The organism is Bradyrhizobium sp. 195, from assembly GCF_023101665.1.
In the GTDB taxonomy this organism is placed as follows: Bacteria; Pseudomonadota; Alphaproteobacteria; order Rhizobiales; family Xanthobacteraceae; genus Bradyrhizobium.
Window position 1 is genome coordinate 3743302 of the sequence record NZ_CP082161.1, and the last position, 24322, is coordinate 3767623.

Annotated in this window: 21 protein-coding genes and 1 pseudogene; 17 read left to right on the top strand and 5 right to left on the bottom strand. The window is 64.2% G+C overall.

Annotation, left to right across the window (positions count from 1 at the left end; all coding sequences use genetic code 11):
• Positions 1–65 precede the first annotated feature (65 nt).
• From IVB26_RS17075 to IVB26_RS17105, 7 genes and pseudogenes are all read left to right on the top strand, one after another.
• Positions 66–956 (top strand): ABC transporter permease, encoded by an 891-nt coding sequence (locus IVB26_RS17075; protein WP_247972713.1) that lies wholly within the window; start codon positions 66–68, stop codon positions 954–956.
• The gene (locus IVB26_RS17080; RefSeq protein WP_247972714.1) at positions 953–1858 is read left to right on the top strand and encodes an ABC transporter permease; all 906 of its coding nucleotides are present in this window, start codon (positions 953–955) and stop codon (positions 1856–1858) included. The genes IVB26_RS17075 and IVB26_RS17080 overlap by 4 nt, the downstream gene beginning before the upstream one ends.
• Before the next feature lie 2 nt (positions 1859–1860).
• On the top strand, positions 1861–2967 hold the full coding sequence (locus tag IVB26_RS17085; protein ID WP_247972715.1) for an ABC transporter ATP-binding protein: 1107 nt from the start codon (positions 1861–1863) through the stop codon (positions 2965–2967).
• A 21-nt stretch (positions 2968–2988) separates the two neighbouring features.
• Positions 2989–3480 carry a (2Fe-2S)-binding protein gene (locus IVB26_RS17090; protein WP_246918355.1) on the top strand — a complete coding sequence of 164 codons (492 nt, stop codon included), beginning with the start codon at positions 2989–2991 and terminating at the stop codon, positions 3478–3480.
• Between the two features lie 2 nt (positions 3481–3482).
• A pseudogene (locus tag IVB26_RS17095) lies at positions 3483–5871 on the top strand (xanthine dehydrogenase family protein molybdopterin-binding subunit).
• 11 nt (positions 5872–5882) lie between these two features.
• Positions 5883–6680 (top strand): FAD binding domain-containing protein, encoded by a 798-nt coding sequence (locus tag IVB26_RS17100; RefSeq protein WP_247972716.1) that lies wholly within the window; start codon positions 5883–5885, stop codon positions 6678–6680.
• A 15-nt stretch (positions 6681–6695) separates the two neighbouring features.
• Positions 6696–8189: an amidase gene (locus IVB26_RS17105; protein WP_247972717.1), complete on the top strand. Its 1494-nt coding sequence runs from the start codon at positions 6696–6698 to the stop codon at positions 8187–8189.
• Between the two features lie 149 nt (positions 8190–8338).
• Here IVB26_RS17105 and IVB26_RS17110 read toward each other — a convergent pair whose 3' ends face one another.
• Both IVB26_RS17110 and IVB26_RS17115 read right to left on the bottom strand, forming a co-directional pair.
• Positions 8339–9238, bottom strand: a complete 900-nt coding sequence (locus tag IVB26_RS17110) for a LysR substrate-binding domain-containing protein (RefSeq protein ID WP_246918367.1) — start codon at positions 9236–9238, stop codon at positions 8339–8341.
• 91 nt (positions 9239–9329) lie between these two features.
• Positions 9330–10217: a LysR family transcriptional regulator gene (locus tag IVB26_RS17115; RefSeq protein WP_247972718.1), complete on the bottom strand. Its 888-nt coding sequence runs from the start codon at positions 10215–10217 to the stop codon at positions 9330–9332.
• A 184-nt stretch (positions 10218–10401) separates the two neighbouring features.
• Between IVB26_RS17115 and IVB26_RS17120 the strand changes: the two genes are divergently transcribed.
• The 10 genes from IVB26_RS17120 to IVB26_RS17165 are packed head-to-tail and all read left to right on the top strand — an operon-like array spanning position 10402 to position 20476.
• Positions 10402–11325 carry an N-carbamoyl-D-amino-acid hydrolase gene (locus tag IVB26_RS17120; protein ID WP_247973193.1) on the top strand — a complete coding sequence of 308 codons (924 nt, stop codon included), beginning with the start codon at positions 10402–10404 and terminating at the stop codon, positions 11323–11325.
• A gap of 25 nt (positions 11326–11350) precedes the next feature.
• Complete coding sequence (locus IVB26_RS17125; protein WP_247972719.1) at positions 11351–12178, top strand: ABC transporter substrate-binding protein; 828 nt, start codon at positions 11351–11353, stop codon at positions 12176–12178.
• Positions 12175–13032, top strand: coding sequence for an amino acid ABC transporter permease (locus tag IVB26_RS17130; RefSeq protein WP_247972720.1), 858 nt, complete (start codon positions 12175–12177; stop codon positions 13030–13032). Before IVB26_RS17125 ends, IVB26_RS17130 begins: the two co-directional genes overlap by 4 nt.
• Complete coding sequence (locus tag IVB26_RS17135; RefSeq protein WP_247972721.1) at positions 13029–13793, top strand: amino acid ABC transporter ATP-binding protein; 765 nt, start codon at positions 13029–13031, stop codon at positions 13791–13793. The genes IVB26_RS17130 and IVB26_RS17135 overlap by 4 nt, the downstream gene beginning before the upstream one ends.
• A gap of 15 nt (positions 13794–13808) precedes the next feature.
• On the top strand, positions 13809–14624 hold the full coding sequence (locus tag IVB26_RS17140; RefSeq protein ID WP_247972722.1) for an ABC transporter substrate-binding protein: 816 nt from the start codon (positions 13809–13811) through the stop codon (positions 14622–14624).
• Positions 14611–15495: a polysaccharide deacetylase family protein gene (locus tag IVB26_RS17145; protein ID WP_246929805.1), complete on the top strand. Its 885-nt coding sequence runs from the start codon at positions 14611–14613 to the stop codon at positions 15493–15495. Before IVB26_RS17140 ends, IVB26_RS17145 begins: the two co-directional genes overlap by 14 nt.
• A gap of 22 nt (positions 15496–15517) precedes the next feature.
• The gene (locus IVB26_RS17150; RefSeq protein WP_247972723.1) at positions 15518–16180 is read left to right on the top strand and encodes an aspartate/glutamate racemase family protein; all 663 of its coding nucleotides are present in this window, start codon (positions 15518–15520) and stop codon (positions 16178–16180) included.
• Positions 16181–16189: 9 nt separating this feature from the next.
• The gene (locus IVB26_RS17155) at positions 16190–17509 is read left to right on the top strand and encodes a dihydroorotase (protein ID WP_247972724.1); all 1320 of its coding nucleotides are present in this window, start codon (positions 16190–16192) and stop codon (positions 17507–17509) included.
• 13 nt (positions 17510–17522) lie between these two features.
• On the top strand, positions 17523–19106 hold the full coding sequence (locus IVB26_RS17160) for an ABC transporter substrate-binding protein (RefSeq protein ID WP_247972725.1): 1584 nt from the start codon (positions 17523–17525) through the stop codon (positions 19104–19106).
• Complete coding sequence (locus IVB26_RS17165; RefSeq protein WP_247972726.1) at positions 19103–20476, top strand: amidohydrolase family protein; 1374 nt, start codon at positions 19103–19105, stop codon at positions 20474–20476. The genes IVB26_RS17160 and IVB26_RS17165 overlap by 4 nt, the downstream gene beginning before the upstream one ends.
• Positions 20477–21083: 607 nt before the next feature.
• On the opposite strand, the gene IVB26_RS17170 is transcribed toward IVB26_RS17165, so the two are convergent.
• From IVB26_RS17170 to IVB26_RS17180, 3 genes are all read right to left on the bottom strand, one after another.
• Entirely contained in the window at positions 21084–21695 is a 612-nt protein-coding gene (locus IVB26_RS17170; protein ID WP_247972727.1) for a DUF1275 family protein, read from the bottom strand.
• Between the two features lie 172 nt (positions 21696–21867).
• The gene (locus tag IVB26_RS17175; RefSeq protein ID WP_247972728.1) at positions 21868–22650 is read right to left on the bottom strand and encodes a 3-hydroxybutyrate dehydrogenase; all 783 of its coding nucleotides are present in this window, start codon (positions 22648–22650) and stop codon (positions 21868–21870) included.
• 47 nt (positions 22651–22697) lie between these two features.
• Positions 22698–24314 (bottom strand): MDR family MFS transporter, encoded by a 1617-nt coding sequence (locus IVB26_RS17180; protein ID WP_247972729.1) that lies wholly within the window; start codon positions 24312–24314, stop codon positions 22698–22700.
• Positions 24315–24322 lie beyond the last annotated feature (8 nt).

A 24322-nucleotide genomic window follows, 5' to 3' on the forward strand; every position in this document is an offset into this window, starting at 1 on the left:
CTGACGAAAGGCGCCGGCGCGGCGACGCGCCGGCGGGTGAGATCGACATCGAGGCGTTCGCTGACATGCAGCCAAATCCAATTCAAAGTCCAACTCCATCGCGATCCAATCTGGCCGGCTGGCTCTACGTCTCGCCGCTGGTCCTGGTGCTGGTGCCGTTCTTTGTGGCGCCGATCCTGGTCGTGCTCGGTGCGAGCTTCTTCGCCACCGACGGCTTTGGCGGGCTCACCCCCGGCTTCACGCTCGCAAGCTATGTCGAGGTGCTGCACTCGGCGCTGACACTGAAGCTCTATCTGGCGACGATCAAGTTCACGGTCCTGGCCTGGATCTTCACGCTGATCATCGGCTTCTTCGTTGCCTATTTCCTGGTGTTTCACGTCCGCAACCAGTTGCTGGCGATCGGCCTGTTCCTGCTCTGCACCGTTCCGTTCTGGACCTCGAACATCATCCGGATGATTTCCTGGATTCCGCTGCTCGGCAAGGAAGGCTTGATCAACCAGGCGCTGCTAGGAGCGGGCGTGATCCGCCAGCCGCTCGAGGTGCTGTTGTTCTCCGACCTTGCGGTGGTCATCGCCTATGTCCACCAGCTCACGATCTTCATGATCGTGCCGATCTTCAACTCCATGGCGAGGATCGACAAGAAGCTGATCGAGGCTGCGATCGACGCCGGCGCCAGCCGCTTCGACATCATGCGCCTGATCGTGGTGCCGATGTCCAAGAGCGGCATCGCGCTCGGCACCATCTTCGTGGTCTCGATCGTGATGGGCGACTTCTTCGTGGTCAAGGTGATGTCCGGCGGCGGCTCGGCCTCGGTGGTGAGTGCGTTCTACGAGGATGTCGGCGTGCTGCAATATCCGACCGCGGCGGCGAGCGCCGTGCTGCTGACACTGGTGCTGGTCGCCATCGTCTCGTTGATCCTGCGTACCGTCGATATGAGGCAGGAGATCACGCGATGAGCGCGGTTCTCGCCGACATGCCCAAAACCGATATCTCCAAGCCGGCAGCGGCCGCGACGATCAAGGCGATCGCGCCGAGCAAGGACGGCAGGCCGTGGACGTTCTACGTGTTGGCGGCGTTGTTTACGTCTTACGTCATCGCGCTCTACGGCCCGATGTTCTGCATCTACGTCCTGTCGTTCCAGGATATCCGTGGCGGGCTCGTATTCCCGATGAAGGGGCAGTCGCTGCACTGGTTCGTCGACCTCTTCACCCAGGTGCGTACCGGCGACGTCAAGGGCTCGTTCGACCGTTCGATCAAGCTCGCGGCCATCGTCACCGTCATCACGGTGGTGGTCTCGTTCCTCGCCGGCCTCGGCTTCCGCAGGCGCTTCCGGGGCGACACCTTCGTCTTCTACATGATGATCGGCAGCCTGGTCGCGCCCGGTCTCGTGCTCGGCCTCGGCACGGGGCTTCTGTTCCAGGCGCTCGGGCTTAACGCGAGCTGGTACACCTCGGCACTCGGCGCGCAGCTGTCCTGGACGTTGCCATTCGGCGTCCTCGTGATGTTCGCGGTGATGTCGCGCTTCGATCACGCCTGGGAAGAGGCGGCTTACGATCTCGGCGCGAGCCGGTGGCAGTCGATCAGGCTGGTGATGATCCCGGTGCTGGCGCCCGGCCTGATCGCGGTCGCGCTGTTCGGCTTCACGCTGTCCTATGACGAGTTTGCGCGCAGTCTACAGACCGCGGGCTCGCTCAATACGTTGCCGCTGGAGATCTGGAGCATGACGCTGAACGTCACCTCGCCCTCGCTCTACGCGCTGGGAACGGTGACCACTATCGTCTCCTTCGTCGTCATTGGCGCCAGCCTCGGCACCATCGTGCTGATCCAGAAGAAGCGCGGCAGCCGGGCAAAGGGCTAGGAATGAAAAACGATCGCGGCGATATCGAACTGGCGGGTGTCTGCAAGAGCTTCGACGGCGTCACCAACGTGGTTGACGGCGTTAATTTGAAGATCGCGGACGGCGCCTATTGCTGCTTCATCGGCCCTTCCGGCTGCGGCAAGACGACGATCCTGCGCATGATTGCAGGCCATGAGGATCCGACGGCGGGCGAGATCGTCATTGGCGGCCAGAACGTCGTCGGCCTCGCGCCGGTGCAGCGGCGCACGGCGATGATGTTCCAGTCCTATGCGCTGTTCCCGCATCTCACCGTGCGCGAGAACGTCGCCTTCGCCCTGCGGGTGCGCGGCATGTCCAAGGCCGATCGTCTGCGCTCGGCCGACGCCATGATCGAGAAGGTGCGGCTGACGCAATTCTCCGACCGCCTGCCGGCCCAGCTCTCCGGCGGCCAGCAACAGCGGGTGGCGCTGGCGCGTGCCGCGATCACCGAGCCGCGCGTGCTGCTGCTCGACGAGCCGCTATCGGCACTCGATGAGCAGCTCCGCGTCCAGATGCGGCAGGAGCTCAGGCGGATGCAGCAGGAGCTCGGCATCACCTTCATCCACGTCACCCATACCCAGCTGGAGGCGATCGCACTCGCCGACCTCGTCGTGGTGATGGAGCAGGGCCAGATCAAGCAGGCCGGGCCGGCGCGCGATGTCTACGCTCATCCGCACGACCGTTATGTCGCCCAGTTCATGGGCGGGCAGAATGTGCTGTCGGGGCACGTCGAGAAGGTCAACGGCGCCAGCTTCACGCTTGCGCAGGCGGGGCCCTCAGGCATCGAGGTGCCGCTTCAGGCTCGCCCGAGCGTCAACGTCGGCGACAAGGTCGATATCGCGGTGCGCCGCGACGATGTCGCGCTGGTTCGGCCGGGCAGGGACCTGCCGCCGGGCTGCACCACATCGTTGCCGAGCCGGGTGCTCGCGATCGAATACCAGGGCTATTTCGTCAAGGTGATGCTCGACACCGTGCCGGACGACGAGTTCGTGGCCTATGTGCCGGAAAAGACCTTCTTCGCAGATCCCTTCACCGTCGGCGACGTCGTGATGGCCACATGGGCCACCGGCAGCGCGCTTCCACTTGCCTAAAGACCCGTCGCGCAAAGGAGCATGACCGTGCAGATATCCTTCACACTCAACGGACGGCCAACCACTGTCGAGGTCGAGCCGGCAACGCTCGTCGCCGAGCTCTTGCGCGAGCAACTCAACCTCACCGGCACCCATATCGGCTGCGATACCAGTCAGTGCGGCGCCTGCGTGGTTCATCTCGACGGCCTGCCGGTGAAGAGCTGCACGCTGCTGGCTCCAGCGCTCGACGGCAAGACGCTACTCACCATCGAAGGCCTACAAGGCGCGGCGGGCTCGAACCTGATGCATCCGATGCAAGAGGCGTTTCGCGAGCATCACGGCCTGCAATGCGGTTTCTGCACGCCCGGCATGCTGATGACCGCTGTCGCGCTCGCGACCGAGAAGCCGGACCTGACGGAGGCCGATGTCCGTCATGGCCTCGAAGGCAACATCTGCCGCTGCACCGGCTACCAGAACATCGTCGTCTCGGTCATGGCCGGCGCTGCCGCCATGAACGCCGCCAAGGGGGAGTGACCATGGGAAATGTGATCGGCATCGGCGCCGCACCGAAGCGGAAGGAGGACCAGCGCTTTCTCACCGGCCGCGGCAACTACGTCTCCGACATCAAGCGGCCGGGCATGACGGCGGGCGTGTTCGTACGCAGCGCCGCATGGCCATGCGGCGCTGCGCGGCATCGACAGGAGCGCAGCGCTGGCCTCGCCCGGCGTCATAGCGGTGCTGACCGGCGACGATGTCGCCGACGATGCACTGGGATCGCTGCCCTGCGGTTGGGGTATCACGGACGCCAAAGGCGTGCCGATGAAGGAGCCGCCGTTTCCGATGTTGGCCCAGGACAAGGTGCGCTTCGTCGGCGACATGGTCGCTTTCGTCGTCGCGGAGACGCCGGAGCAGGCCAATGCGGCGGCCGAACTCTTGAAGGTCGACTACGAGGTGCTGCCCTCCGTGGTCGGCGTGCTCGAAGCTATCAGGCCGGACGCGCCGCAATTGTTCGACGACGTGCCGAACAACATCTGCTGCGATTGGGAGCTCGGCGACAAGGGCGCGGTCGAGGCCGCATTCAAGAAGGCGGCGCATGTCGCCAAGCTGAGCCTTGTCAACAATCGCCTGATCGGCAATCCCATGGAGCCGCGCGCGGCGATCGCCGAATACGAGCCGGGCACCGATCGCTACACGCTGTGGACCACGAGCCAGTTCCCGCACGTCGTGCGTTTCCTGATGGGCGCGCTGGTGCTGAACATCCCTCAGCACAAGCTGCGCGTCGTCGCGCCTGATGTCGGCGGCGGGTTCGGCGTCAAGCAGTTCCACTACGGCGAGGAGGCGGTCATTACCTGGGCCGCCAAGCGCGTGAGGCGGCCGGTAAAATGGGTCGCGAGCCGCTCGGAGGGCTACGTCTCCGATCGTCATGGCCGCGATCACGTCACGGAGGCCGAGCTCGCGCTCGACGAGACCGGCAAATTCCTCGCCTTCCGCGTCAACACGCTCGCCAATATGGGCGGCTACCTCTCGACCTTCGGACCGAACATCCCGACCAATCTCTACGGGCCGCTGCTCGGCGGCGTCTACACCACGCCCGCGATCTACTGCAACGTGAAGGTGGTGTTCACCAACACGGTGCCGGTCGATGCCTATCGCGGCGCGGGCCGGCCCGAAGCGACTTTTGTGCTGGAGCGCATTGTCGACGTCGCAGCGAGCGAGATGGGAATCGACCGCGTCGAGATCCGCCGCCGCAACATGATCCCGAAGGAGGCCTATCCGTATCAGACACCGGTGCTGGTGCAGTACGATTCCGGCGATCCCATAGGCTGTCTCGACGGTGCGCTGGTCGCAGCCGACGTCAAGAACTTTGGCGTGCGCAAGGCGGCTTCTGCCAGCAAAGGCAAGTTCCGCGGTCTCGGTTACTCCACCTACGTCGAGGCTTGCGGCCTTGCGCCATCGCGCTTTGCCGGACGGCTCGGTGCACGCGGCGGTCTCTACGAGAGCGCCACGGTGCGCGTGCATCCGACGGGGCAGGTGACGGTCATGATCGGCACGCATAATCACGGGCAGGGCCACGAGACGACCTTCGCCCAGATCGTCTCTGACAAGCTTGGCGTCGCATTCGACAACGTCGACATCGTGTTTGGTGATACCGACCGCGTCCAGTTCGGCATGGGGACCTATGGCTCGCGCTCGCTAGTCGTCGGAGGCGCCGCGCTGTCGAAGGCGACGGACAAGGTGATCGTCAAAGGCAAGAAGATCGCCGCGCATCTGCTCGAAGCGTCCGAGGCCGACATCCAGTTCGGGGCCGGCAAGTTTTCCGTCGCCGGTACGGACCGCATCAAGACGTTCGAGGAGATCGCGGGGGCCGCGTATGTCCCGCACGATTATCCGCTCGAGGTGCTTGAGCCGGGGCTGGAGGAGCAGGCCTATTACGACCCCATCAACTTCACCTATCCCGGCGGCTGCCACATCGCCGAGGTCGAGGTCGATCCCGAAACGGGCACGGTCACCCTCGTGAACTACACCGCGGTCGATGATGTCGGCACGGTGATCAACCCGATGATCGTCGAGGGCCAGCTGCATGGCGGCATCGTGCAGGGCGTCGGCCAGGCGCTGTTTGAGAACGCGGTCTATGACGAGGGGTCCGGCCAGTTGCTGTCGGGCTCGCTGATGGATTACTGCATGCCGCGCGCCGATCATCTGCCGATGATGAAGGTTGCAACCCACTCGACGCTCTGCACCCACACGCCGATGGGTGTGAAGGGCTGCGGCGAGGTCGGCACCATCGGCTCGCCGGCCGCCGTCATCAATGCGGTGGTGGACGCGCTTTCGCACCTCGGCGTCACGCATGTCGACATGCCGGCGACCCCGAACCGGATCTGGCGCCTGCTGCAAAACGCGTCGCTGCCGGTCGCGGCGGAATAGGGAGGACTACAATGAAACCATTTGCCTATCACCAGCCCGACCAGATTCCGGATGCGGCCAAGCTCCTGACCTCGATCGAGGACAGTAAGCCGGTTGCCGGGGGCATGACGCTGATCCCGACGCTGAAGCAACGGCTGGCCAATCCGCCGGCGCTGGTCGACCTGTCGAAGCTCGCAAACCTCAAGGGTATCACCGACGGCGGCACCACCATCACCATCGGCGCGATGACGCCGCATGCGATGGTGGCGGGCTCGAGGCTGGTGCAGACCAAAATCCCCGGCCTCGCGGCGCTGGCTTCGATGATCGGCGATCCCGCTGTGCGCAGTCGCGGCACCATCGGCGGCTCGGTCGCGAACAACGATCCGGCTGCTGATTATCCCGCCGGCGTGCTCGGCCTTGGCGCCACCGTCGTCACCAGTAAGCGCGAGATCGCTGCCGACAAGTTCTTCCGCGGCTTGTTCGAAACCCCGTTGGAGCCGGGCGAGATCATCACTGCGATCCGCTTCCCCGTGCCGGTCAAGGCCGGCTACGCAAAATTCAAGGCTCCGGCCTCGCGCTATGCGCTGGTTGGCGTGTTCGTCGCGCAGTTCGCCGATGGCGTTCGCGTCGCCGTCACCGGTGCTGGGCCCGGCGTGTTCCGCGTGCCGCCGATGGAGGCGGCGCTGTCGGGCAATTTCGATCCGTCCGCGATTGCGGCGATCAGGATCGACACCGAGGGCCTCACCTCCGACATCCATGCCGAAGCCGATTACCGGGCGCATCTCGTTACTGTGATGGCCAAGCGCGCCGTCGACGCGGCGCTCAGCTAGCTCCTGGGTTTGATGATGACTGATGGTTCCGGCCGAACGGCCTTTCCGCCGGCGCCGACTGGCCTTGGCGCGCTTTCTGCAACCGACATCATGGCCGGCTACCGGCGCAAGGCCTTCACGCCGCGCGATGTCGTCGACGAGACCATCGCCGCGCTTCAGGCGACGAACGAGGCCTGCAACGCGGTTGTGACGCCCATGTACGAGCAGGCGAGGGCAGAGGCCGACCGTCTCACGAAGGAGATGCGCGCCGGTGAGGCCAAGGGGCCGCTCGCCGGCGTGCCGGTGACGATCAAGGACCTCGTCTTCGTCGCGGGCGTGCCGGCCTATGCCGGCTCGCCGATGAACAAAGGCTTTGTGCCCGAGGACGATGCCGCGGTTGTGTCGGCGCTGAAGGCGGCCGGCGCGATCATTACCTGCAAGACCACGACCTGCGAGTCCGGCTATAAGTTGACGGCGGATAGCCCTGTCACAGGTATCACGCGCAATCCCTGGAATCCTGGTCGCACCAGTGGGGGGTCGAGCGGCGGCGCGGCGGCAGGCGTTGCCGCCGGCTGCGGTCCGATCGCGATTGGCACTGACGGTGTCGGCTCGATCCGTGTGCCGTCCTCCTTCTGCGGCGTGTTCGGCTTGAAGCCGACCTTCGGCCTCGTGCCGCGCTCGCCGGGCTTCTCGCCGCCGTCCTGGGCTTCGCTTGCCCATACCGGGCCGATCACGCGCACCGTTTCGGACGCTGCGCTGACGCTCGGGATCATCGCCGGCTACGATGTGCGTGATGCCGCGAGTCTTCCGGTGTCCAGGCGCTGCTTCGATGCGAATGCTGGGCGCCTGGATGGTGTTCGTATCGGCGCCAGCGCCGATCTCGGCTATGCCGCCGTCAGCCCGGACGTGTGCGCAGCGTTTGACAAGGCGCTCGCCATTCTCGATTCCTGTGGCGCGCGGGTCACTATGGATGGGCCGGATCTCGATCCCGGAATTCTCGAGCATACGCTGAAGCCGATCGCACTCACCGAACAGGCTGCGGCGGTCGCGACCAAATCCGCAGCCGACCTCGCAAGCTCTGAGACGGACTACCAAGCCGTTGTCAGTGCCGGCCGTGACTACAGCGGCACGGACTACATCACAGCGAGCTACCGCCGTGGCCAGGCGCGCAGCGCTTTCGTGAAGCTGTTCGAACGCGTCGATGCCCTCGTGACGCCGACTGTTGCAGTCACTGCATTCCAGGCTGGCCAGATCGGCGTCGATACCATCGATGGCAGGAAGGTCGATCTGCATCTTGGCTGGTCGCCCTTTACCTGGCCGATCAATCTTGCCGGTCTCCCTGCGGCGACGCTGCCCTGCGGCTTCGATCGTGATGGCATGCCGATCGGGCTTCAGATCATCGCGCCCTGGCTCGACGAGCCCACGATCTTCCGTATCGCGGCGGCGTTCGAGCAGGTGCAGCCCTGGGCGAAGTTCTGGCCGCCGGTGGCGCTACGTGAGGGCAGTGGAGGGCCCGTGAAGGGGTCTTAATGCAATCGTGCAGGTGTTTTGCCCGACGTGTCAACTCAAGTACCGAACGAAAAGACGGCGCGGCTCTGCGAGAAGCAGCACGCGAAAATCCCTTTGCGAACAAGGGCCGCTCTACTGTGCATGGGGTTGTTTTCGAGTTTTTTAGCGGCCTAGCCCAGCTCGATCGGCGCGCCGCGGCCGCTGAGCTCTTCGTCGAGGCGGAGGTAGTGCGCGAGATAATCGTGCAGCGCGGTCGCCGCCTTCGAGGTTGCGCCGCTGGATTTGTAGAGCAGCAGCTCGATCTTCGGCAGCGGCGGCAGGCCCTCGTTGGCCCCGATCTCGCGCATCGCCGGCACCAGCGCGCTGCGGCCGAGCACGGTGACGGCCATGCCGGCGAAGGCCGCGGCCTGTAGTCCCCCGACGCTTTCGCTGACGCAGGCGATGCGCCAGCGCAGGTTGGCGCGTTCCAGCGTATCGATGGCGTAATCGCGGTAGATGTTGCCCGGCGGCAGCAGCGCCAGCGGGATCGGACGCTCTTGGTGCGCGGCGGATTGCTCGCCCGTCATCCACACCAGCTGCTCGCGACGCACCACCTGGCCGCCGGTGAAGTCGTTCATGCGGGTCACGAGGGCGATGTCGACATCGCCGCGTTTGACGAGGCCGACCAGCGGTGTCGACAGTGCGCAATTCAGCTCGACCTGAACGCGCGGGAAGGATTTTCGGAACACGCTCAGAATCTGCGGCAGCATGAACGCCGCATAGAGGTCGGGCGTACCAAGCACGACCTGGCCTTCGATCTCCTGCGACGCCAGTTGCGAAATCAGCTCGTCATGCAACCTCAGGATGGACTTGGCGTATGTGAGGACGGTGGTGCCGTCGTCGGTCAAGGTCAGCCTGCGGCCACCATGCTCGAACAGCTGCTTGCCGGTAAGCTCCTCCAGCCGCTGCAATTGCAGTGTGATCGCTGGTTGAGTGCGGCCCAGCCGTCGCGCGGTCTCAGTGATGCTGCCGGTCTCGACCACGGAGATCAGCGAGCGGAGCATGCGGATGTCGAGGCTGATGAGGTTCATGAGGGCACTCGTTTCACCCGGTATTATGCAAAATTTGTGCTCAGTGCCTCTCAACGATGACCGGGCGCTGGATCAGGCCGCGGGCCGGCACTCAGTTCAGTAAACAGCTTGCTTGCCGCACTTCGCTCAAGAAGGCCTTGGCGAGGCGCGACAGGGGTTCTGCTTCCGACCATAGCATATAGGCCACCGCCTGCGTCGCCGGCGCGAAGGGCCGCACGACCAGGCCGTTGCCGCCGTTTTGCCGCGGCGAGAAGGGGTCGACCACGGCGACGCCGACGCCGGCGGCCGCCAACACGCAGGCAGTGTTGCAATAGCGCACTTCCACGGTCGATTGGAATGGCGCGCCGGCGCGGGCAAAGCTCTCGCGCACGGCCTCGCCGAGCCGCGTTCCGCGCTCGAGTCCGATAAAGGGCAGGCCGACAAGGTCAGCCGCGGAGACGATCGGCTGCGCGGCGAGCGGATGTGTTGGCGGCAGCACGCAGACCATCTCGCCGGTGTGCACAACCTCATGCGCAATGCCCGGATGATGTGTGAGCCCGAGCGCGAAGCCGAGCTCGGCGACATGGCTCAGCACGCCCTCGATGATGCCCTCGTAGCGGCGGACGTCGAAGAACACCCGGGTCTCGGAGCGACTGCGCAGGAAGGCCGACAGAGCCGATGGGATGATGCTATAGGCAAGCGGCGGCGTCGCCACGATCGACAGATGTCCGGACCGATTCTCGCGCAAATCGCGCACGCGGCTTTCGAGCTTGGCATGCAGCGCGAAGATCGCTTCGCTCTCCTTGTAGAGCGCCATAGCCTCGGCGGTTGGAAACAGCCGGTTGTTGACGCGCTCGAACAGCGCAAAGCCTGCTTGTGCTTCCATGGACTTCAGGGCGTTGCTGACGGCCGGCTGCGAGAGCGCGAGCTCATCGGCTGCCGCCACCGTGGTGCGGTGGCGAATGACGGCACGCAGGATCTCGAGCTGGCGCAGGTTCATATAAGTCCAGATTATACTCTTGGCCAAAAGATCATAGCACAGCGAATTGATTTTGCAGCGGCGTTTCCGCCTAATGGCGCCGGATTTGCACGCTGTATCAAAGAGTTCTGTCGCCTATTGAGGCAGCAGCGCGCACAGATTGGAGGCAGTCTTGGTTCGTGTCCTTCGCGCGGCCGCCGCCCAGATGGGGCCGACGCAAAAAGCCGATACGCGGGAGCATACGCTGGCCCGAATGCTTGGCTTGTTGGAGGAGGCGGCCGCGCGCGGCGCGAGCCTTGTGGTGTTTCCGGAGCTCGCCTTCACCACTTTCTTTCCGCGCTGGCTGCTCGAAGGCGCAGCCCTCGACCAATATTTCGAGCGCGTCATGCCGAACCCGCAGGTCGCAAAACTGTTCGATCGCGCCCGCGCGCTGCGCATTGGCTTCTATGTCGGGTATGCCGAGCAGACGGCAGACGGCCGGCGCTACAACTGCGCCATCCTGGTCGATCGCGCCGGCGAGGTTGTCGGCCGCTATCGCAAGGTGCACCTGCCGGGTTCGGTCGAGCCGCGGCCGGGCGCGCTCTACCAACAGCTCGAAAAGCGCTATTTCGACTATGGTGACCTCGGCTTTCCTGCGTTTCGCGCCGGCCCGGCCTGGAGCCACGCGATCATGGGCATGATGATCTGTAACGACCGTCGTTGGCCGGAATCCTGGCGCGTGCTCGGCCTTCAGGGCGTCGAGCTTGTCTGCATCGGCTACAATTCAGCTGCCTATGATCCCAATGGCGGCACCACGGAGGATGCTTCCTTGCGCACCTTCCATTCAATGCTCGTCACGCAGGCCAACGCCTACATGAATGCCACATGGGCCATCTCGGTCGCCAAGGCGGGCGAGGAGGACGGCTCCGGGCTGATCGGTGGCTCCTGCATCGTCGATCCCAATGGCCGCATCGTGGCGCAGGCAGCGAGCCTGGCGGACGAGGTGATCGTCGCCGACATCGATCTCGATCTCTGCCGGCAGGGGAAGGACAAGATGTTCAACTTCGCCGCCCACCGGCGGCCGGAGCAATACAGAGTGATCACGGAGCGCGCCGGCGTCATCGAGCCGGCCGTTCTCGATGCGGATTGATTCACGGCGCGGGCAAGGACCTGACATGATACGCTTCCCGATGTTCACCGGCTTCGCGGCGCTTTTCGCCATCAGTTCGGCGCAGGCGGCCGAGCTGCCGTCAGAGATCAAGCAGGCCGGCACATTGCGGCTCACGGTCAATTCGACCTACGCGCCGATGGAATATCGTGATCCCGCGACGAACGAGCTCGTGGGGCTCGACATCGATCTCGCGGGCGAGTTGGCCAAGCGGCTCGGTGGCCTCAAGATCGTCTGGAGCGAGACGCCCTTCGCCGAGCTGATCCCCTCGCTCCAGACCAAGCGGGCCGATTTCATCATCTCGGGCATTTCCGACCGCAGCTCGCGGCGCGAGACCGCGGATTTCATCGACTATCTGACGACAGGTCCGCAGTTTTTCGTGATGGCGGAGAGCGAGGCCAAGGCTGCCACCGATCTCTGTGGCAAGAAGGTCGGCACGACGCGCAGCACGAGCTTTCCCGTCGAGATCGACAAGTGGAGCAAGCAGAATTGCGAGGCGGCCGGCAAGCCTGCCATCCAATACGTTCCCGGCGAGAATTCGATCGACGTGCGCAACCAGCTCAAGCAGGGCCGCATCGACGCTGCGGTGCAGGGCAGCGAGACCTTGCCATATGCCCAATCGCAGGAGGCCGGAAAATATCGCCTCGTCGGCGAGCCCTTCGCCAAAGGTTATCAGGGCATCATGTTCCGCAAGGATGACGTCGTCTTGCGCGAGGTGGTGACGGAAAAGCTCAGCGCGATGATCGCCGACGGGAGCTACAAGGCCATCCTCGACAAATGGGGGCTGGGCGCGAACGCAGTCGCCGAGCCCTTGATGAACGCGGCTCCGCAATGAAGGCAGCGCCCGCCCTCGCTGAAGGATTTCCCGATCTCTCCGGGATGCATGTTGCGCGCGAGCCGCACTGGTTCCGCTGGTTCAGCGCGGCCCTAATCGTTCTCGTGCTTGTCGCCATCGCCCGCGCGTTCGCGAACGGCCAGATCGAATGGTCCTACGTCAGCCGCTTCCTGACCGCCAAAGTCATCCTGGAAGGCATCGTCAACACGATGGTGATGGCCGTGCTCGCCATGGCGCTCGGCATCTTTCTCGGCGTTGTGGTCGCGATCATGCGTCTCTCGCCCAATCCGGTGCTGAAATCGGTCGCCGCCGGCTACACCTGGCTGTTCCGCGGCACGCCGCTGATCCTCCAGCTCCTGTTGTGGTTCAATCTCGCGCTGGTGTTTCCGACCATCGGCATTCCCGGCCTGTGGAGCGCGCGGGCCGTCGACATCATGACGCCGTTTCTCTCCGCTCTGCTCGGGCTCGGCATCAACCAGGGCGCCTACACGTCCGAAGTGATGCGGGCGGGGATGCTGTCGGTTGACGTCGGGCAGTACGAAGCTGCGCAGGCCATCGGCATGGGGCGGCTGCGTGCGCTGCGCCGGATCATCCTGCCGCAGGCGATGCGGGTGGTGATCCCGCCGATCGGAAACGAGTTCATCGGCTTGGTGAAGGCCACCTCGCTCGCCAGCGTCATCCAGTATCCGGAGGTGCTGCATAACGCCGAGAACATCTACTACGCCAATTCCCGCGTGATCGAGCTCCTGATCGTTGCCGGTCTCTGGTATCTTCTCGTGGTGTCGATCTTGACGCCGCTTCAGATGCTGCTCGAGCGACGCTTTGCCCGCGGCACCATGCAGTTCGTCCGATGACAAAGCCCCTTGTCGCGATCCGCTCCGTCAGCAAGGCCTTTGGCGAGTTTCAGGCTCTCAAGGACGTCTCGCTGGATGTCTGGGCCGGGAAGGTGATGTGCTTGATCGGCGCTTCCGGCTCGGGCAAGACCACGCTGCTTCGCTGCATCAATCAGCTCACCGCGATCGACAGTGGCGGCATCTGGCTCGCCGGTGAGTTGCTCGGCGTGCGGGAAGAGGGCGGACGTCTGCACCGCCTGACCGAGCGGCAGATCGCGAAGCAGCGGCTGAAGACCGGCATGGTATTCCAGCGCTTCAACCTGTTCCCGCACAAGACGGCGCTGGAGAACATCACCGAAGGCCCGGTGCAGGTGCAGGGCCGCAAGCCGGACGAGGTGCGCGCAGAGGCCATCGAGCTGCTCAGGCGCGTCGGGCTGTCGGCTAAGGCGCAGTCTTATCCTGCGCAGCTTTCCGGTGGCCAGCAGCAGCGCGTCGCGATCGCCCGCGCACTGGCCATGAAGCCAATGCTGATGCTGTTCGACGAGCCGACCAGCGCGCTCGACCCCGAGCTCGTCGGCGAGGTGCTCGCGGTCATGAAGGAACTGGCGCGGAGCGGCATGACCATGATGGTGGTGACGCATGAGCTCGGCTTCGCGCGCGAGGTCGCCGACCGCGTTGTCTATATGGATCACGGCGCGATCGTCGAGCAGGGGCCGGCGTCCGAGATTCTCGGCGCGCCGCGGGAGGCGCGCACCAAGGCTTTTCTCTCGGCGGTGATCTGATATGGGGGCGGTTTGATGAAGAGACTTGTTGTTGCGGCGGCACTGTTGCTGGCCGCGGGTGTTTCGGCAAGGGCGATCGAGCTGCCGCCGGAGATCGCCAAACGCGGCAGCCTCAAGGTCGCGCTGGTTCCGAACTATCCGCCCATGGAGTTTCGCGATCCCGCCACCAATGCGCTCTCCGGCTTTGACGTCGATCTCGGGGAGGCGATCGGCCGCAAGCTCGGCGTCAAGATTGAATGGCAGGAGACCAGCTTCGCCGAGTTCATGCCGTCGATCTCGACGGGACGGGTGGATGCGGTGCTGTCGGGCTTCACAGACTATGCGAGCCGGCACGAGACAGCGACCTTCGTCGATTACCTGCGCAGCGGTCCACGCTTCTTCGTGCAGCAGTCCCGCGCGACCGAGTTCAAGGACATGGCTGCGCTCTGCGGCAAGAAGGTCGGCGCCAGCCGCCGCACCTCGTTCCCGGCGCAGATTGCGGCATGGAGCGAGAAGAACTGTGCCAGCAATCCGATCGTCTTCGTAGGCACAGACGGCTCGGGCGATGCCCGCAACCAGCTCAGGCAAGGCCGTATCGATGCCGCCGTGCAGGGCAACGAGACGCTGCCCTATCTCATGGATCTCGAACCCGGCGTCTACGCGCCGGTCGGCGAGACCATCGCGCAGCAGCTCACCGGAATCGCGCTGCCCATCAAGGAGAAGACATTGCAAGAGGCGATGGCGCAGGCGGTCGATGCGCTGATCGCGGATGGCACCTATCGTGCGTTGCTTGCGAAATGGAAGTTGACCGATAACGGGATTGAGAAGGCGACTATCAATGCTGGACAGTAAGGCACTTGCGAGCATCCCGCTCACCCCGGCCAACACCGCCGATCCCGCACCCGACTATCCCTGGCCAAAGCCTTATACGTCGGCGATGTTCCTGTCGTTCGATGTGGACGCGGAAAGTGCCTGGACCAGCAAGGATGCAGTTCACGCGCAGCGCCTGATCACCATGAGCTATGGTGGTTATGAAGCGCGTGTCGGCACGCCCAAGCTTCTGGAGCTGCTCGACCAGCTCGAGCTGAAGGCGACGTTCTTCGTCACCGGGTGGTCGGTCGATGCGCATCCGGCGATGGCCGAGTCGATCATCAAGGCCGGCCACGAGATCGGCCATCACGGCTATCATCATCTCCTGCCGGATCCCGGCGATCCCTGGATCGAGGAAGAGCTCGAGCGCGGCTTCGAGGTGCTGAAGCGCCGGCTTGGCGTCAAGCCGATCGGCTATCGCGCGCCTTACGGCGAATTCACTGAAGAGCTGCGCAAAGCGCTGGTGCGCCACGGCATCGTCTATACTTCGTCGTTCCGCGACGACGTCCGGCCGTATCGCCATCGCCTCGCTGACGGCAAGCCGGGCACGATCGAGTTGCCGGTCACTGCGAGCTACGACGACTGGATGCATGGCCTCTCGGCGCGGTTCAGCCCGCGCTCAATCTTCCCCAAGGAGCACGTGCTCTCGATCTGGAAGGACGAACTCGACGAGGTCAGGGACTGGGGTGCAATGGTGACGACCGTGCTGCATCCGCAATGCAGCGGGCGTCCCATGCGGCTTCGGCTGTTGCGCGAATTCCTGACTTACGCAAAATCCTGTCCCGATCTCTGGATCACAACCGGTCGCGATATTGCCGCAAACTTCCAGCGCCACGAAGCGGGCAATCGTTGAGCCAAGCTGCTTGAGCCAAGTCATGACATCGAGCCGTCGCCGCATCCTGATCATCAATCCGAACTCCTCGGCTTCGGTCACGGCGGCGATCGACGAGGCGGTGGCGCCGTTGCGGATCCCGGGCGGGCCGGAGATACTGGTCGTGAGCCTTCCCGAAGGACCGCCCAGCATCACCTCGCAGCGTGACGCGGACAGCGTCGTCATGCCGTTGGTGAACCGCGTCGCGCGGGAGGATGCGAATGCTTTCGTCATCGCCTGCTTCAGCGATCCCGGCCTGCATGCGGTCCGCGAAGCCGCAGGCGGCCGTCCCGTCATGGGCATCGCCGAATGGGGTATTTTGCGGGCGTTGACCCTCGGCGAGCGGTTCGGCATCATCGCGCTATCGCCGCAAAGCATCCGACGCCAGCAGCGCATGGTGCGGCAGATGGGGTTGGATGCCCGCTATGCCGGAAGCTGGTCGGTGGGCGCCAGCGCCGCGGAAACGGCGGGCGCCGATATCCGAGAGCGCCTCATCGAGGCGGGCCGTGCGCTGGTTACGCAGCGCGGCGCCGACGTCGTGGTGATGGGCTGCGCCGGCATGGCCTCGCATCGCTCCGCGCTCGAGCAGGCAATCGGCGTGCCCGTGGTCGAGCCGGCGCAGCAGGCGGTCGCCGCCGCCGTCGGCGCGGTCCTGTTGAGACAATGAGAGCAGACGATGCATTATGATCTCCTGATCCGGAACGGCACCTGCGTCACGCCCTGGGGCGAGGAGACATCAAACGTCGGTATTGCCGGTGGCCTGATCGCGACACTGTCGGCGACATCGGCCGACACCGCCGATCACGTGATCGATGCTCGCGGCCTTCACGTGCTGCCCGGCCTGATCGACAGCCACGTCCATCTGCGTGACCCCGGCGATGCCAAGGTGGAGACGCTCGGCACGGGCACGCGCGGCGCCGTGCTCGGCGGCATCGCCACGCTGTTCGACATGCCCAACACCAACCCGCCGATCATCGATCAGGAGCGGCTCGACTGGAAGCGAGGCTATGCCGAAGAGCACAGCTGGTGCGACATCGGCCTCTACATCGCCGGCGCCAAGACCAATATCGGCGAGCTTGCGCATCTCGAAAGCGAAGCTGGCGTTTGCGCCATCAAAGTGTTCGCGGGATCTTCGACCGCTTCTCTGCTTGTGGAAGACGATGAGCATCTCGAAAAGCTCATGCGCGCAGGCCGCCGCCGCATCGCCTTCCACAGCGAGGACGAGTATCGCCTGCAGGCGCGCAAGCCGATGTTCTCGCGCGGCATGCCGCATCGATCGCATATGGAGTGGCGTGACGAGGAGTGCGCCTTTCTCGGCACCCGCCGCCTGATGGCGCTGGCGCGCAAGACCGGCCGTCCGGCGCACATCCTCCACGTCTCGACCGCGGAAGAGCTCGGCTATTTGCGCGAACATCGCGACATCGCGACTGTCGAGGTGCTCGTCAATCATCTGACGCAGGTCGCGCCGGACTGTTACGACACGCTCAAGGGTTTTGGCGTGATGAATCCACCGATCCGGGGCGAGCGCCACCGCGAGGCGAGCTGGGCCGCGTTGCGCGACGGCGTCGTCGACACCATCGGCTCGGATCACGCGCCGCATTCGCGCGCCGCCAAGGAATTGCCTTGGCCCGATTGTCCCGCGGGGCTGACCGGCGTGCAGACGCTCGTTCCTGTGATGCTCGATCACGTCAATGCCGGCCGGCTGTCGCTGGCGCGACTCGTCGACCTCATGGCGGCGGGTCCCGCGCGCGTCTACGGCCTTGTCGGCAAGGGACGGCTCGCCGCCGGTTACGATGCCGATTTCACGCTGGTCGACATGAAGGCGAAGCGGACCATCGAGGAGTCCTGGATCGTTTCGCCCTGCGGCTGGACGCCGTTTGCCGGCAAGCCAATCACCGGCTGGCCGCTCGGCACCATCGTGCGCGGCCACATCGTCATGCGCGACGACGAGGTGCTGGGCGCGCCGATCGGCCGCCTCGCCCGCTTTGCGTCCTAGGAGGTTTGTTTCGATGCCTGTGTCCCGTCGCTCACTGCTCAAGGCCGCAGCCGCCGTGCCGGCGCTGTCGCTGCCGGGGATCGTGCGTGCCGAAACGCAGACCACGCTGCGCTTCATTCCAGTGATCGATCTTGCCTTCGTCGATCCAATATATTCGACCGCGCAAGTGTCGCGAAACCACGGCTTCATGGTTTACGACACGCTCTATGGCATCAGCTCCTCGCTTCAGGTCTCGCCGCAGATGCTGTCGGGCCATGTCGTCTCGAGCGACGGCCGGCAGTGGGATCTCACCCTGCGGGATGGCCTGTTCTGGCACGACGGAGAAAAGGTCCTGGCACGCGATTGCGTCGCGAGCATCCGCCGCTGGGCGGCGCGAGACGGGTTTGGCGGCGAGCTCATGGAAGCGACTGACGAGCTGTCGGGGGCTGACGACCGCACCATCCGCTTCCGCCTCAAGCGGCCGTTTCCGCTCCTGCCGCAGGCGCTCGGCAAGGCCGCGATCAATGCCTGCTTCATGATGCCGGAGCGGCTGGCGAGCCAGGATCCGTTCAAGCCGCTGACCGAAGTCATCGGCAGCGGTCCGTTCCGCTACCTCGCCGACGAGCGCGTGCAGGGCGCGCGCAATGCTTACGCAAAGTTCGACCGCTATCAGCCACGCGCCGAAGGCAAGCCGGACTGGACCGCCGGCCCGAAGATCGTGCATTTCGACCGCGTGGTCTGGACCACCACGCCGGATGCCGGCACCGGCGTTGCCGCGCTCCAGACCGGCGAGCAGGACTGGCAGGAGACCACGCCGCACGATCTATTGCCGGTGCTGCGAGCGGCCGAGGATGTCGAGACGCGGATCCTCGATCCCAGAGGCTACACTTGCATGCTGCGCCTCAATCATCTGCAGCCGCCGTTCGACAATCCCGCCGTCCGCCGGGCGTTGCTCGGCGCGATCGACCAGTCCTCTTTCATGACGGCCGTGGCAGGCACCGCTCCCGCCCACCAATACTCGCCGATCGGCTTCTTTGCGCCGGATACGCCGATGGCAAGCGATGTCGGGCTCGACGTCTTCCGCGGGCTCCGCGATTACGCCAAGGTTAAGGCAGACCTGGCGGCTGCCGGCTACAATGGCGAGAAGATCGTGCTGCTCGTCCCGACCAATTCGCTGGCCCAGAAACCGTTGGGCGAGATTGCGGTCGACAGCTTGCGAAAGGCCGGGATGAACGTCGAGTATGCCGGCCTCGATTTCGCCGTCGTGCTGCAACGGCAGCTCAAGAAGGAGCCGATCGGGCAGGGCGGCTGGAGCGCGGCGGTCGCCAACTGGCAAGGCATCGACTGGCTCAATCCCGCTGGCAATACCAACCTGCGCGGTGAGGGCAAGGTGGCCGGCTGGTACAAGAGCGACAAGATGGCGGCGTTGCGCAGCCAATGGCTGGCAGCCTCCGATCTCGCCGAGCAGCAGCGAATCTGCCGTGAGATCCAGGCGCTGGCTTTCGAGGAGATTCCCTATATTCCGATCGGCCAGTACAAGCAGCCGACCGCCTACCGCAAGAGCATTACCGGCATTCTCGACGGCACCGCCGTCTTCTGGAACGTACGCCCCGCATGAGCACGATCGCGATCTTCGGTAGCTATGTGCTGTCACACAAGGACGGCGTGCAGCATGTCCTGCGCGATCATTGGGTGTTGATCGAAGACAGGAAGATCGCCGCGGTTACGCGCGATCGTCCCGCCGCGGAGCAGATTTATGACAAACCCGGCCGCTTGGTGTTGCCGGGCCTAATGAACCTGCACAATCACTGCTTTAGCGAGGCAGTAGCGCGCAGCCACACCGAGGATGGCAACGGGCGCCGCAACAATCAGAGCATTGTGTACACGGTGCTTCTGCCGCTGACGAAGCGTGGCGCTGACCTGTTGACGAGGGAGGAGCGGCTTTCGGTGGCGCGCCTCGGCATCCTCCAGCTCCTGAAGGGTGGCGCAACTACGGTGATGGAGCCGTTCCGCAACACGATTCCGGAAATGTTCGACGCGGCGGAAGAGATGGGTATCCGTTTCTACGGGGCGCCCTATCTGTTCTCAACCTCCGACGCCAAGGCCGGTGCGGACGGCGTGGTCCGCTATGCCGGCGACGACGGCGCAGCCGATATGGCGACCTGGGACGCGCAGTATCAGCGCTGGAACGGTTGTGGCGACGGGCGCATCAGTCTCGCCATGAGCCCGCATGCGACCGACACCTGCGGTCCGGATCTCTTGAAAGCCTGTGCGGAGCGTGCGCGCGAACTCGGTGTTCCCATCACGACGCATCTGGCGCAGAGCCGCGCCGAGGTCGAGACCATTGGCAAGCGCTATGGGGGGCGCACGCCGGCGCAATATCTCGACTGGCTTGGTCTCCTGGCGCCGGACTTGTTGGCGGCGCACTGCATCGCGTCGACCGATGACGATCTGAAATTGATGGCGGCGCGCGGGGCCACTGTGCTGAATTGCCCGCGCGTGTTTGCGCGCGCCGGCGTCACGGCCGCGTTCAGCCGCTTTGCCGAGCATGGCGTGCGGACCGTCGTCGGCACCGACGGCTACAACATGGATTTGCTCGGCGAGCTCAACGCAGCCTCACTGATCTCCAAGATCGTGTCGCAGTGCGCTGATGTTGCCAACTCGCCTGAACTGATTGAGTCGATCACCGCAACCGCGGCCGACGTCATCAAGCGGCCGGATCTCGGCAGGATTGCGCCGGGTGCGACCGCCGATCTCACGGTCGTCGATCTCACCCATCCGCATTTGCAGCCGCTCTTCGATGTCAGGCGCGCACTGGTTGCGCTGGCCAACCGCGCCAACATCGATATGGTCATGGTCGATGGCTGCGTGCTCATCGACGCCGGTCGCTACGTTCGTGGCGATGAGGCCGCGATAACATCGGCAGGGACGGCTGCGATCGGCAAGATCTGGGATCTTCCCGAGGCCCAGGCGGCTTTTGGCGGCTGATGTGGATGGCCGGCGCAGCAACTGATGATGATCGTGCCGCGCGGCTCCAGCAGCGAGGAACCTTGCACCCGGCATGGCGGTGACGGTGGAGATCAAGACGGGACGGCGGCGGATCATGGAGTATGTGATGTCGCCGCTGTTGAGGTATCGGCAGGAGAGCTTGAGGGAGAGGTGAAAGCGACCGTGTGCATGAGACAAGTTGAGCGTAACAGGTGACTCAACGGATTCCCGTCAATGGCGCGATGAGCGAACTTGGTAAGGGCAAAAGCGGTAACACTCCGCAGCATTGGCTATCCTTGACTTGTTCTATTTTGACCCCCTCGGCGCCGGTTAGCTCAAATTGGCCGATGATGGATTGGACCGAGAGATCAAGCTTTTCAATCGCTTAGAAGGTGGTGTGTGCACGACGTGTGCACCGGGAGATCAAGAAAAATCTCGCTACAGCCAACGGGAGCAAGCCTTGTGAATAGGCGCCTCGGGCGATCAGGTGCACTCGGTCAGGACGACGTCACGATATATTCGAAAATCCCGCTGCTTGCAGCGCCGGCCTCATTGGCTGTGCGGGCGAAGGGATAGCTGGGCGCGATTGCAGCCTCGCCGGCAGCCGCTAACGCACCGCGATCGCAACAGCGGCCAGTGCGGCCGGAAGGGACCAGGCCCAATCTCCTGCCAGTGAAGTTGCTGCTGCTGCAACGACACATCCGAAGACGAATCCGAACAGGCGACCCAGCGAGCGATTCAGCGGGGTCGAATCGTGCGGCAGCAAGGGATGTCGGTCGGTCAGCAAGTCCATCGTTGACAAGACCGCGTTGGCCAGATTGCCGGTCATCACCGCCGTCGAGATCGCGCCGGGCACCGCCAGGCGGAGCAGGGCGTACTGGCAGGCCATGGCGGCCACCGCGATCATTGCGGCCGTGCCGGCCAGCAGTCCGACCGGGTCGGCCGATGCCTTGGTAGTGACGCAAAAGATCAGGAGTGCGGCAAGCAGCAGAAATTGAACCAGCAGCAACAGCCGCGCGAGGCTTGGACCATGCCGGTGCGAAGCCTGCGCAACCAGCCAGACGCTCCCCAGCGCCAGCATGAAGACCGGAATAGCCAATAGCTGCGCCCAGTGAAACGAGCCGCCGTCCACGGCCACGCCGGCGGCCAGTACGATATTGCCGGTCACATGCGCAGTGAAGACATGACCCAGGGTGAAGAAGCCGGTGGCGTCGACCATTCCGGCGATCATGCTGAGCAACAGCGGCAGCCGAGCCTGAAGCCGCGACAGCTCTGCTGCGTCATCCGCTGCGTCCGGTGTCCTTGCGAAGGCGCGGGAGTCTCTCACCAGCATAGTCATTTTTTGGCTGCTCCTATCTTGACGGTCCGCGCCATGGCTCAGCCAGCCCCGGCTATTGCGCGGTCCAGCCACCATCGACGGAGATCGTTGTTCCCGTGATCTGGTCCGCTGCCGGTGAACACAGAAAGGCGACGGTGCCTCCAAGTTGCTCTGGGGAAGCAAAATCGAGCGACGGTTGTTTCTCGGACAGCAACTCCTCGACGGCTTGCTGTTGACTGATGCCGCGTTGCGCGGCGATGTCGCTGATTTGCTTTTCAACCAGAGGCGTTCGCACCCAGCCGGGGCAGACCGCATTGCAGGTAACGCCGCTTCCGGCCGTCTCCAGGCCGACCACCTTGGTCAGGCCGACCAGCCCGTGCTTGGCGGCGACGTAGGCGGCTTTGTGTGTTGAAGCGACGAGGCCATGGGTGGAGGCGATGTTGACGATCCGTCCCCAACGCTGCTTTTTCATCTGGGGCACCGCTATCGCAATACTGTGGAACGCGGCCGACAGATTGATTCCCAGGATTGCATCCCACTTGGCGGTCGGGAACTCATCGACCGGGGCGGTGAACTGGATGCCGGCATTGTTCACCAGGATGTCGAGACGACCGAATCGCTCGACCGTCGCCGAAATCAATCCGCGCACCGCATCTGCCTTCGACATGTCGGCACCGTCGTAGACGGCGCGCACGCCGTGGTTGCTCTCGATACCGTTGCGGATCGCCTCGATCTCGCCTGGTTCGCCGAACCCGTTCAGGACGAGGTCAGCGCCGAGCCGCGCCAGTTCTCGCGCAATTCCCAGGCCAATGCCGCTGGTCGAGCCGGTGATGATGGCCACCTTGTCCTTCAACATCGGAATTGCTTTCGACGCCTGCCTTGAGGTGTGGGTTGAAACGATGATCAGTGGGCGCCGCCGGCATCGAGCTGGCCGGGTTTCTTCAGCATCATGGAGGCCGCGAGTGCCACGATCAGCGCGGCACCGAGCAGGAAGAACATGTCGCTGAAGGCGAGGATGAACGCCTGCTTCTGCACGACCCTGCCGATCGCGACATAAGCCCGGTGGGCAGCGTCGCTGCGATCGATCACGCCGTGGCTGATGAAATATTGCGTCAGCTTCTCGACCCTCGCCTGCGTCGCCTGCTCCAGCATCGAGACCGACTGCATCAGGACGTTGGAGTGATACTGCTCGCGCTTGGTGAGCAATGTCTGCAACAGTGCGATGCCGACGGCGCCGCCGAGGTTGCGCATCATGTTGAACAGGCCCGAGGCCGAGCCCGCGTTTTCCGCCTCGATGCCCGCAGTAGCGACGGCCGACAGCGGTGCGAACACGAAGGCCTGGCCTACCGCACGAACGACGTTGGGCCAGAACAACTGGTCGGTGGCGTAGTCATTGGTCATGTGGACGTTCATGAAGTTGGAGGCCGCGAACAGCGCAAAGCCGATACCGATGATGATCCGGGCATCGAAACGCCGCATCAGTTGCGGCACCAGCGGGATGAACAGCAATTGCGGCAGCCCGGTCCAGGCCAGCACCATGCCGATCTGTTCAGCGTTGTAGCCCTGGATACGCGACAGATAGACCGGCAGGATGAACACCGAGCCGTACAGTGCGATGCCGAGCAGGAAGTTGGCGAGGATGCCGAAGCCGAAATTGCGGCGGGCCAGCAGGCGCAGATTTAGCAACGGTTTCTTCGCTGTCAATTCGATCCACAGGAAGGCAGACAGTGCGACCGCGGCGATAATCGACATTCTGAAGATGAAGGGCGAACCGAACCAGTCGTCCTTGTTGCCCTCCTCCAGCACCGTCTGCAGCGCGGACAGGCCGATCGACATGGTAACGATGCCCGGCCAATCGCCTTCGCCGAGCAGCGACAGGTTCATCGGTGCCGGCTCAAGCGAGAACCACAGCATCGCAATCATCACCGTGCCGGGCACCAGGTTGACGTAGAAAATATATTCCCAGCCCCAGTTCTCGGTCAGATAGCCGCCGATCGTGGGGCCGATCGCGGGGGCGAACGTCGCGGAGATTGCAAACAGCGCGAGCCCGATCGGCTGCTTCGCCTTCGGCAGCAGCGTGATGATGAGCGTGAACGCCATCGGGATCAGCACACCGCCGGTAAAGCCCTGCACGGCGCGCAGCACGATCATCTGCGGCAGGTTTTGCGCCAGTGCGCAGGCCGCCGAGAACAGCAGAAACAGGATCGCGTTAGTGAGAAGATACACCCGGATCGAGAATACCTGGGCAAGCCAGCCGGAGAGCGGGATTACCACGATCTCAGCGATCAGGTACCAGGTCGAGATCCAGCCGCCGTCGTCGGTTCCAGCGCCGATCGCGCCCTGAATGTCGGCGAGTGAGGCGTTAACGATCTGGATGTTGAGCACCGCCATGAAGGCGCCGAGCGTGGCGCCGACCACCGCGATCCAGGTTTTTGCGGAGACGGCGGGAGCCGCCGGCGCCGCCGTTGTCCGGCCTTCACCGGCGGGATTTGCATCGGCGGCGGTTTGCAGCGTGCTCATGACACTGT

Coding starts and splice junctions, on each gene's coding strand:
- IVB26_RS17085 (WP_247972715.1), top strand. CDS start 1,861: ATGAAAAACGATCGCGGCGATATCGAACTGGCGGGTGTCTGCAAGAGC.
- IVB26_RS17165 (WP_247972726.1), top strand. CDS start 19,103: ATGAGCACGATCGCGATCTTCGGTAGCTATGTGCTGTCACACAAGGAC.
- IVB26_RS17180 (WP_247972729.1), bottom strand. CDS start 24,314: ATGAGCACGCTGCAAACCGCCGCCGATGCAAATCCCGCCGGTGAAGGC.
- IVB26_RS17150 (WP_247972723.1), top strand. CDS start 15,518: ATGACATCGAGCCGTCGCCGCATCCTGATCATCAATCCGAACTCCTCG.
- IVB26_RS17075 (WP_247972713.1), top strand. CDS start 66: ATGCAGCCAAATCCAATTCAAAGTCCAACTCCATCGCGATCCAATCTG.
- IVB26_RS17090 (WP_246918355.1), top strand. CDS start 2,989: ATGACCGTGCAGATATCCTTCACACTCAACGGACGGCCAACCACTGTC.
- IVB26_RS17145 (WP_246929805.1), top strand. CDS start 14,611: ATGCTGGACAGTAAGGCACTTGCGAGCATCCCGCTCACCCCGGCCAAC.
- IVB26_RS17105 (WP_247972717.1), top strand. CDS start 6,696: ATGACTGATGGTTCCGGCCGAACGGCCTTTCCGCCGGCGCCGACTGGC.
- IVB26_RS17160 (WP_247972725.1), top strand. CDS start 17,523: ATGCCTGTGTCCCGTCGCTCACTGCTCAAGGCCGCAGCCGCCGTGCCG.
- IVB26_RS17140 (WP_247972722.1), top strand. CDS start 13,809: ATGAAGAGACTTGTTGTTGCGGCGGCACTGTTGCTGGCCGCGGGTGTT.
- IVB26_RS17080 (WP_247972714.1), top strand. CDS start 953: ATGAGCGCGGTTCTCGCCGACATGCCCAAAACCGATATCTCCAAGCCG.
- IVB26_RS17135 (WP_247972721.1), top strand. CDS start 13,029: ATGACAAAGCCCCTTGTCGCGATCCGCTCCGTCAGCAAGGCCTTTGGC.
- IVB26_RS17125 (WP_247972719.1), top strand. CDS start 11,351: ATGATACGCTTCCCGATGTTCACCGGCTTCGCGGCGCTTTTCGCCATC.
- IVB26_RS17120 (WP_247973193.1), top strand. CDS start 10,402: ATGGGGCCGACGCAAAAAGCCGATACGCGGGAGCATACGCTGGCCCGA.
- IVB26_RS17110 (WP_246918367.1), bottom strand. CDS start 9,238: ATGAACCTCATCAGCCTCGACATCCGCATGCTCCGCTCGCTGATCTCC.
- IVB26_RS17175 (WP_247972728.1), bottom strand. CDS start 22,650: ATGTTGAAGGACAAGGTGGCCATCATCACCGGCTCGACCAGCGGCATT.
- IVB26_RS17115 (WP_247972718.1), bottom strand. CDS start 10,217: ATGAACCTGCGCCAGCTCGAGATCCTGCGTGCCGTCATTCGCCACCGC.
- IVB26_RS17155 (WP_247972724.1), top strand. CDS start 16,190: ATGCATTATGATCTCCTGATCCGGAACGGCACCTGCGTCACGCCCTGG.
- IVB26_RS17130 (WP_247972720.1), top strand. CDS start 12,175: ATGAAGGCAGCGCCCGCCCTCGCTGAAGGATTTCCCGATCTCTCCGGG.
- IVB26_RS17100 (WP_247972716.1), top strand. CDS start 5,883: ATGAAACCATTTGCCTATCACCAGCCCGACCAGATTCCGGATGCGGCC.
- IVB26_RS17170 (WP_247972727.1), bottom strand. CDS start 21,695: ATGGTCGACGCCACCGGCTTCTTCACCCTGGGTCATGTCTTCACTGCG.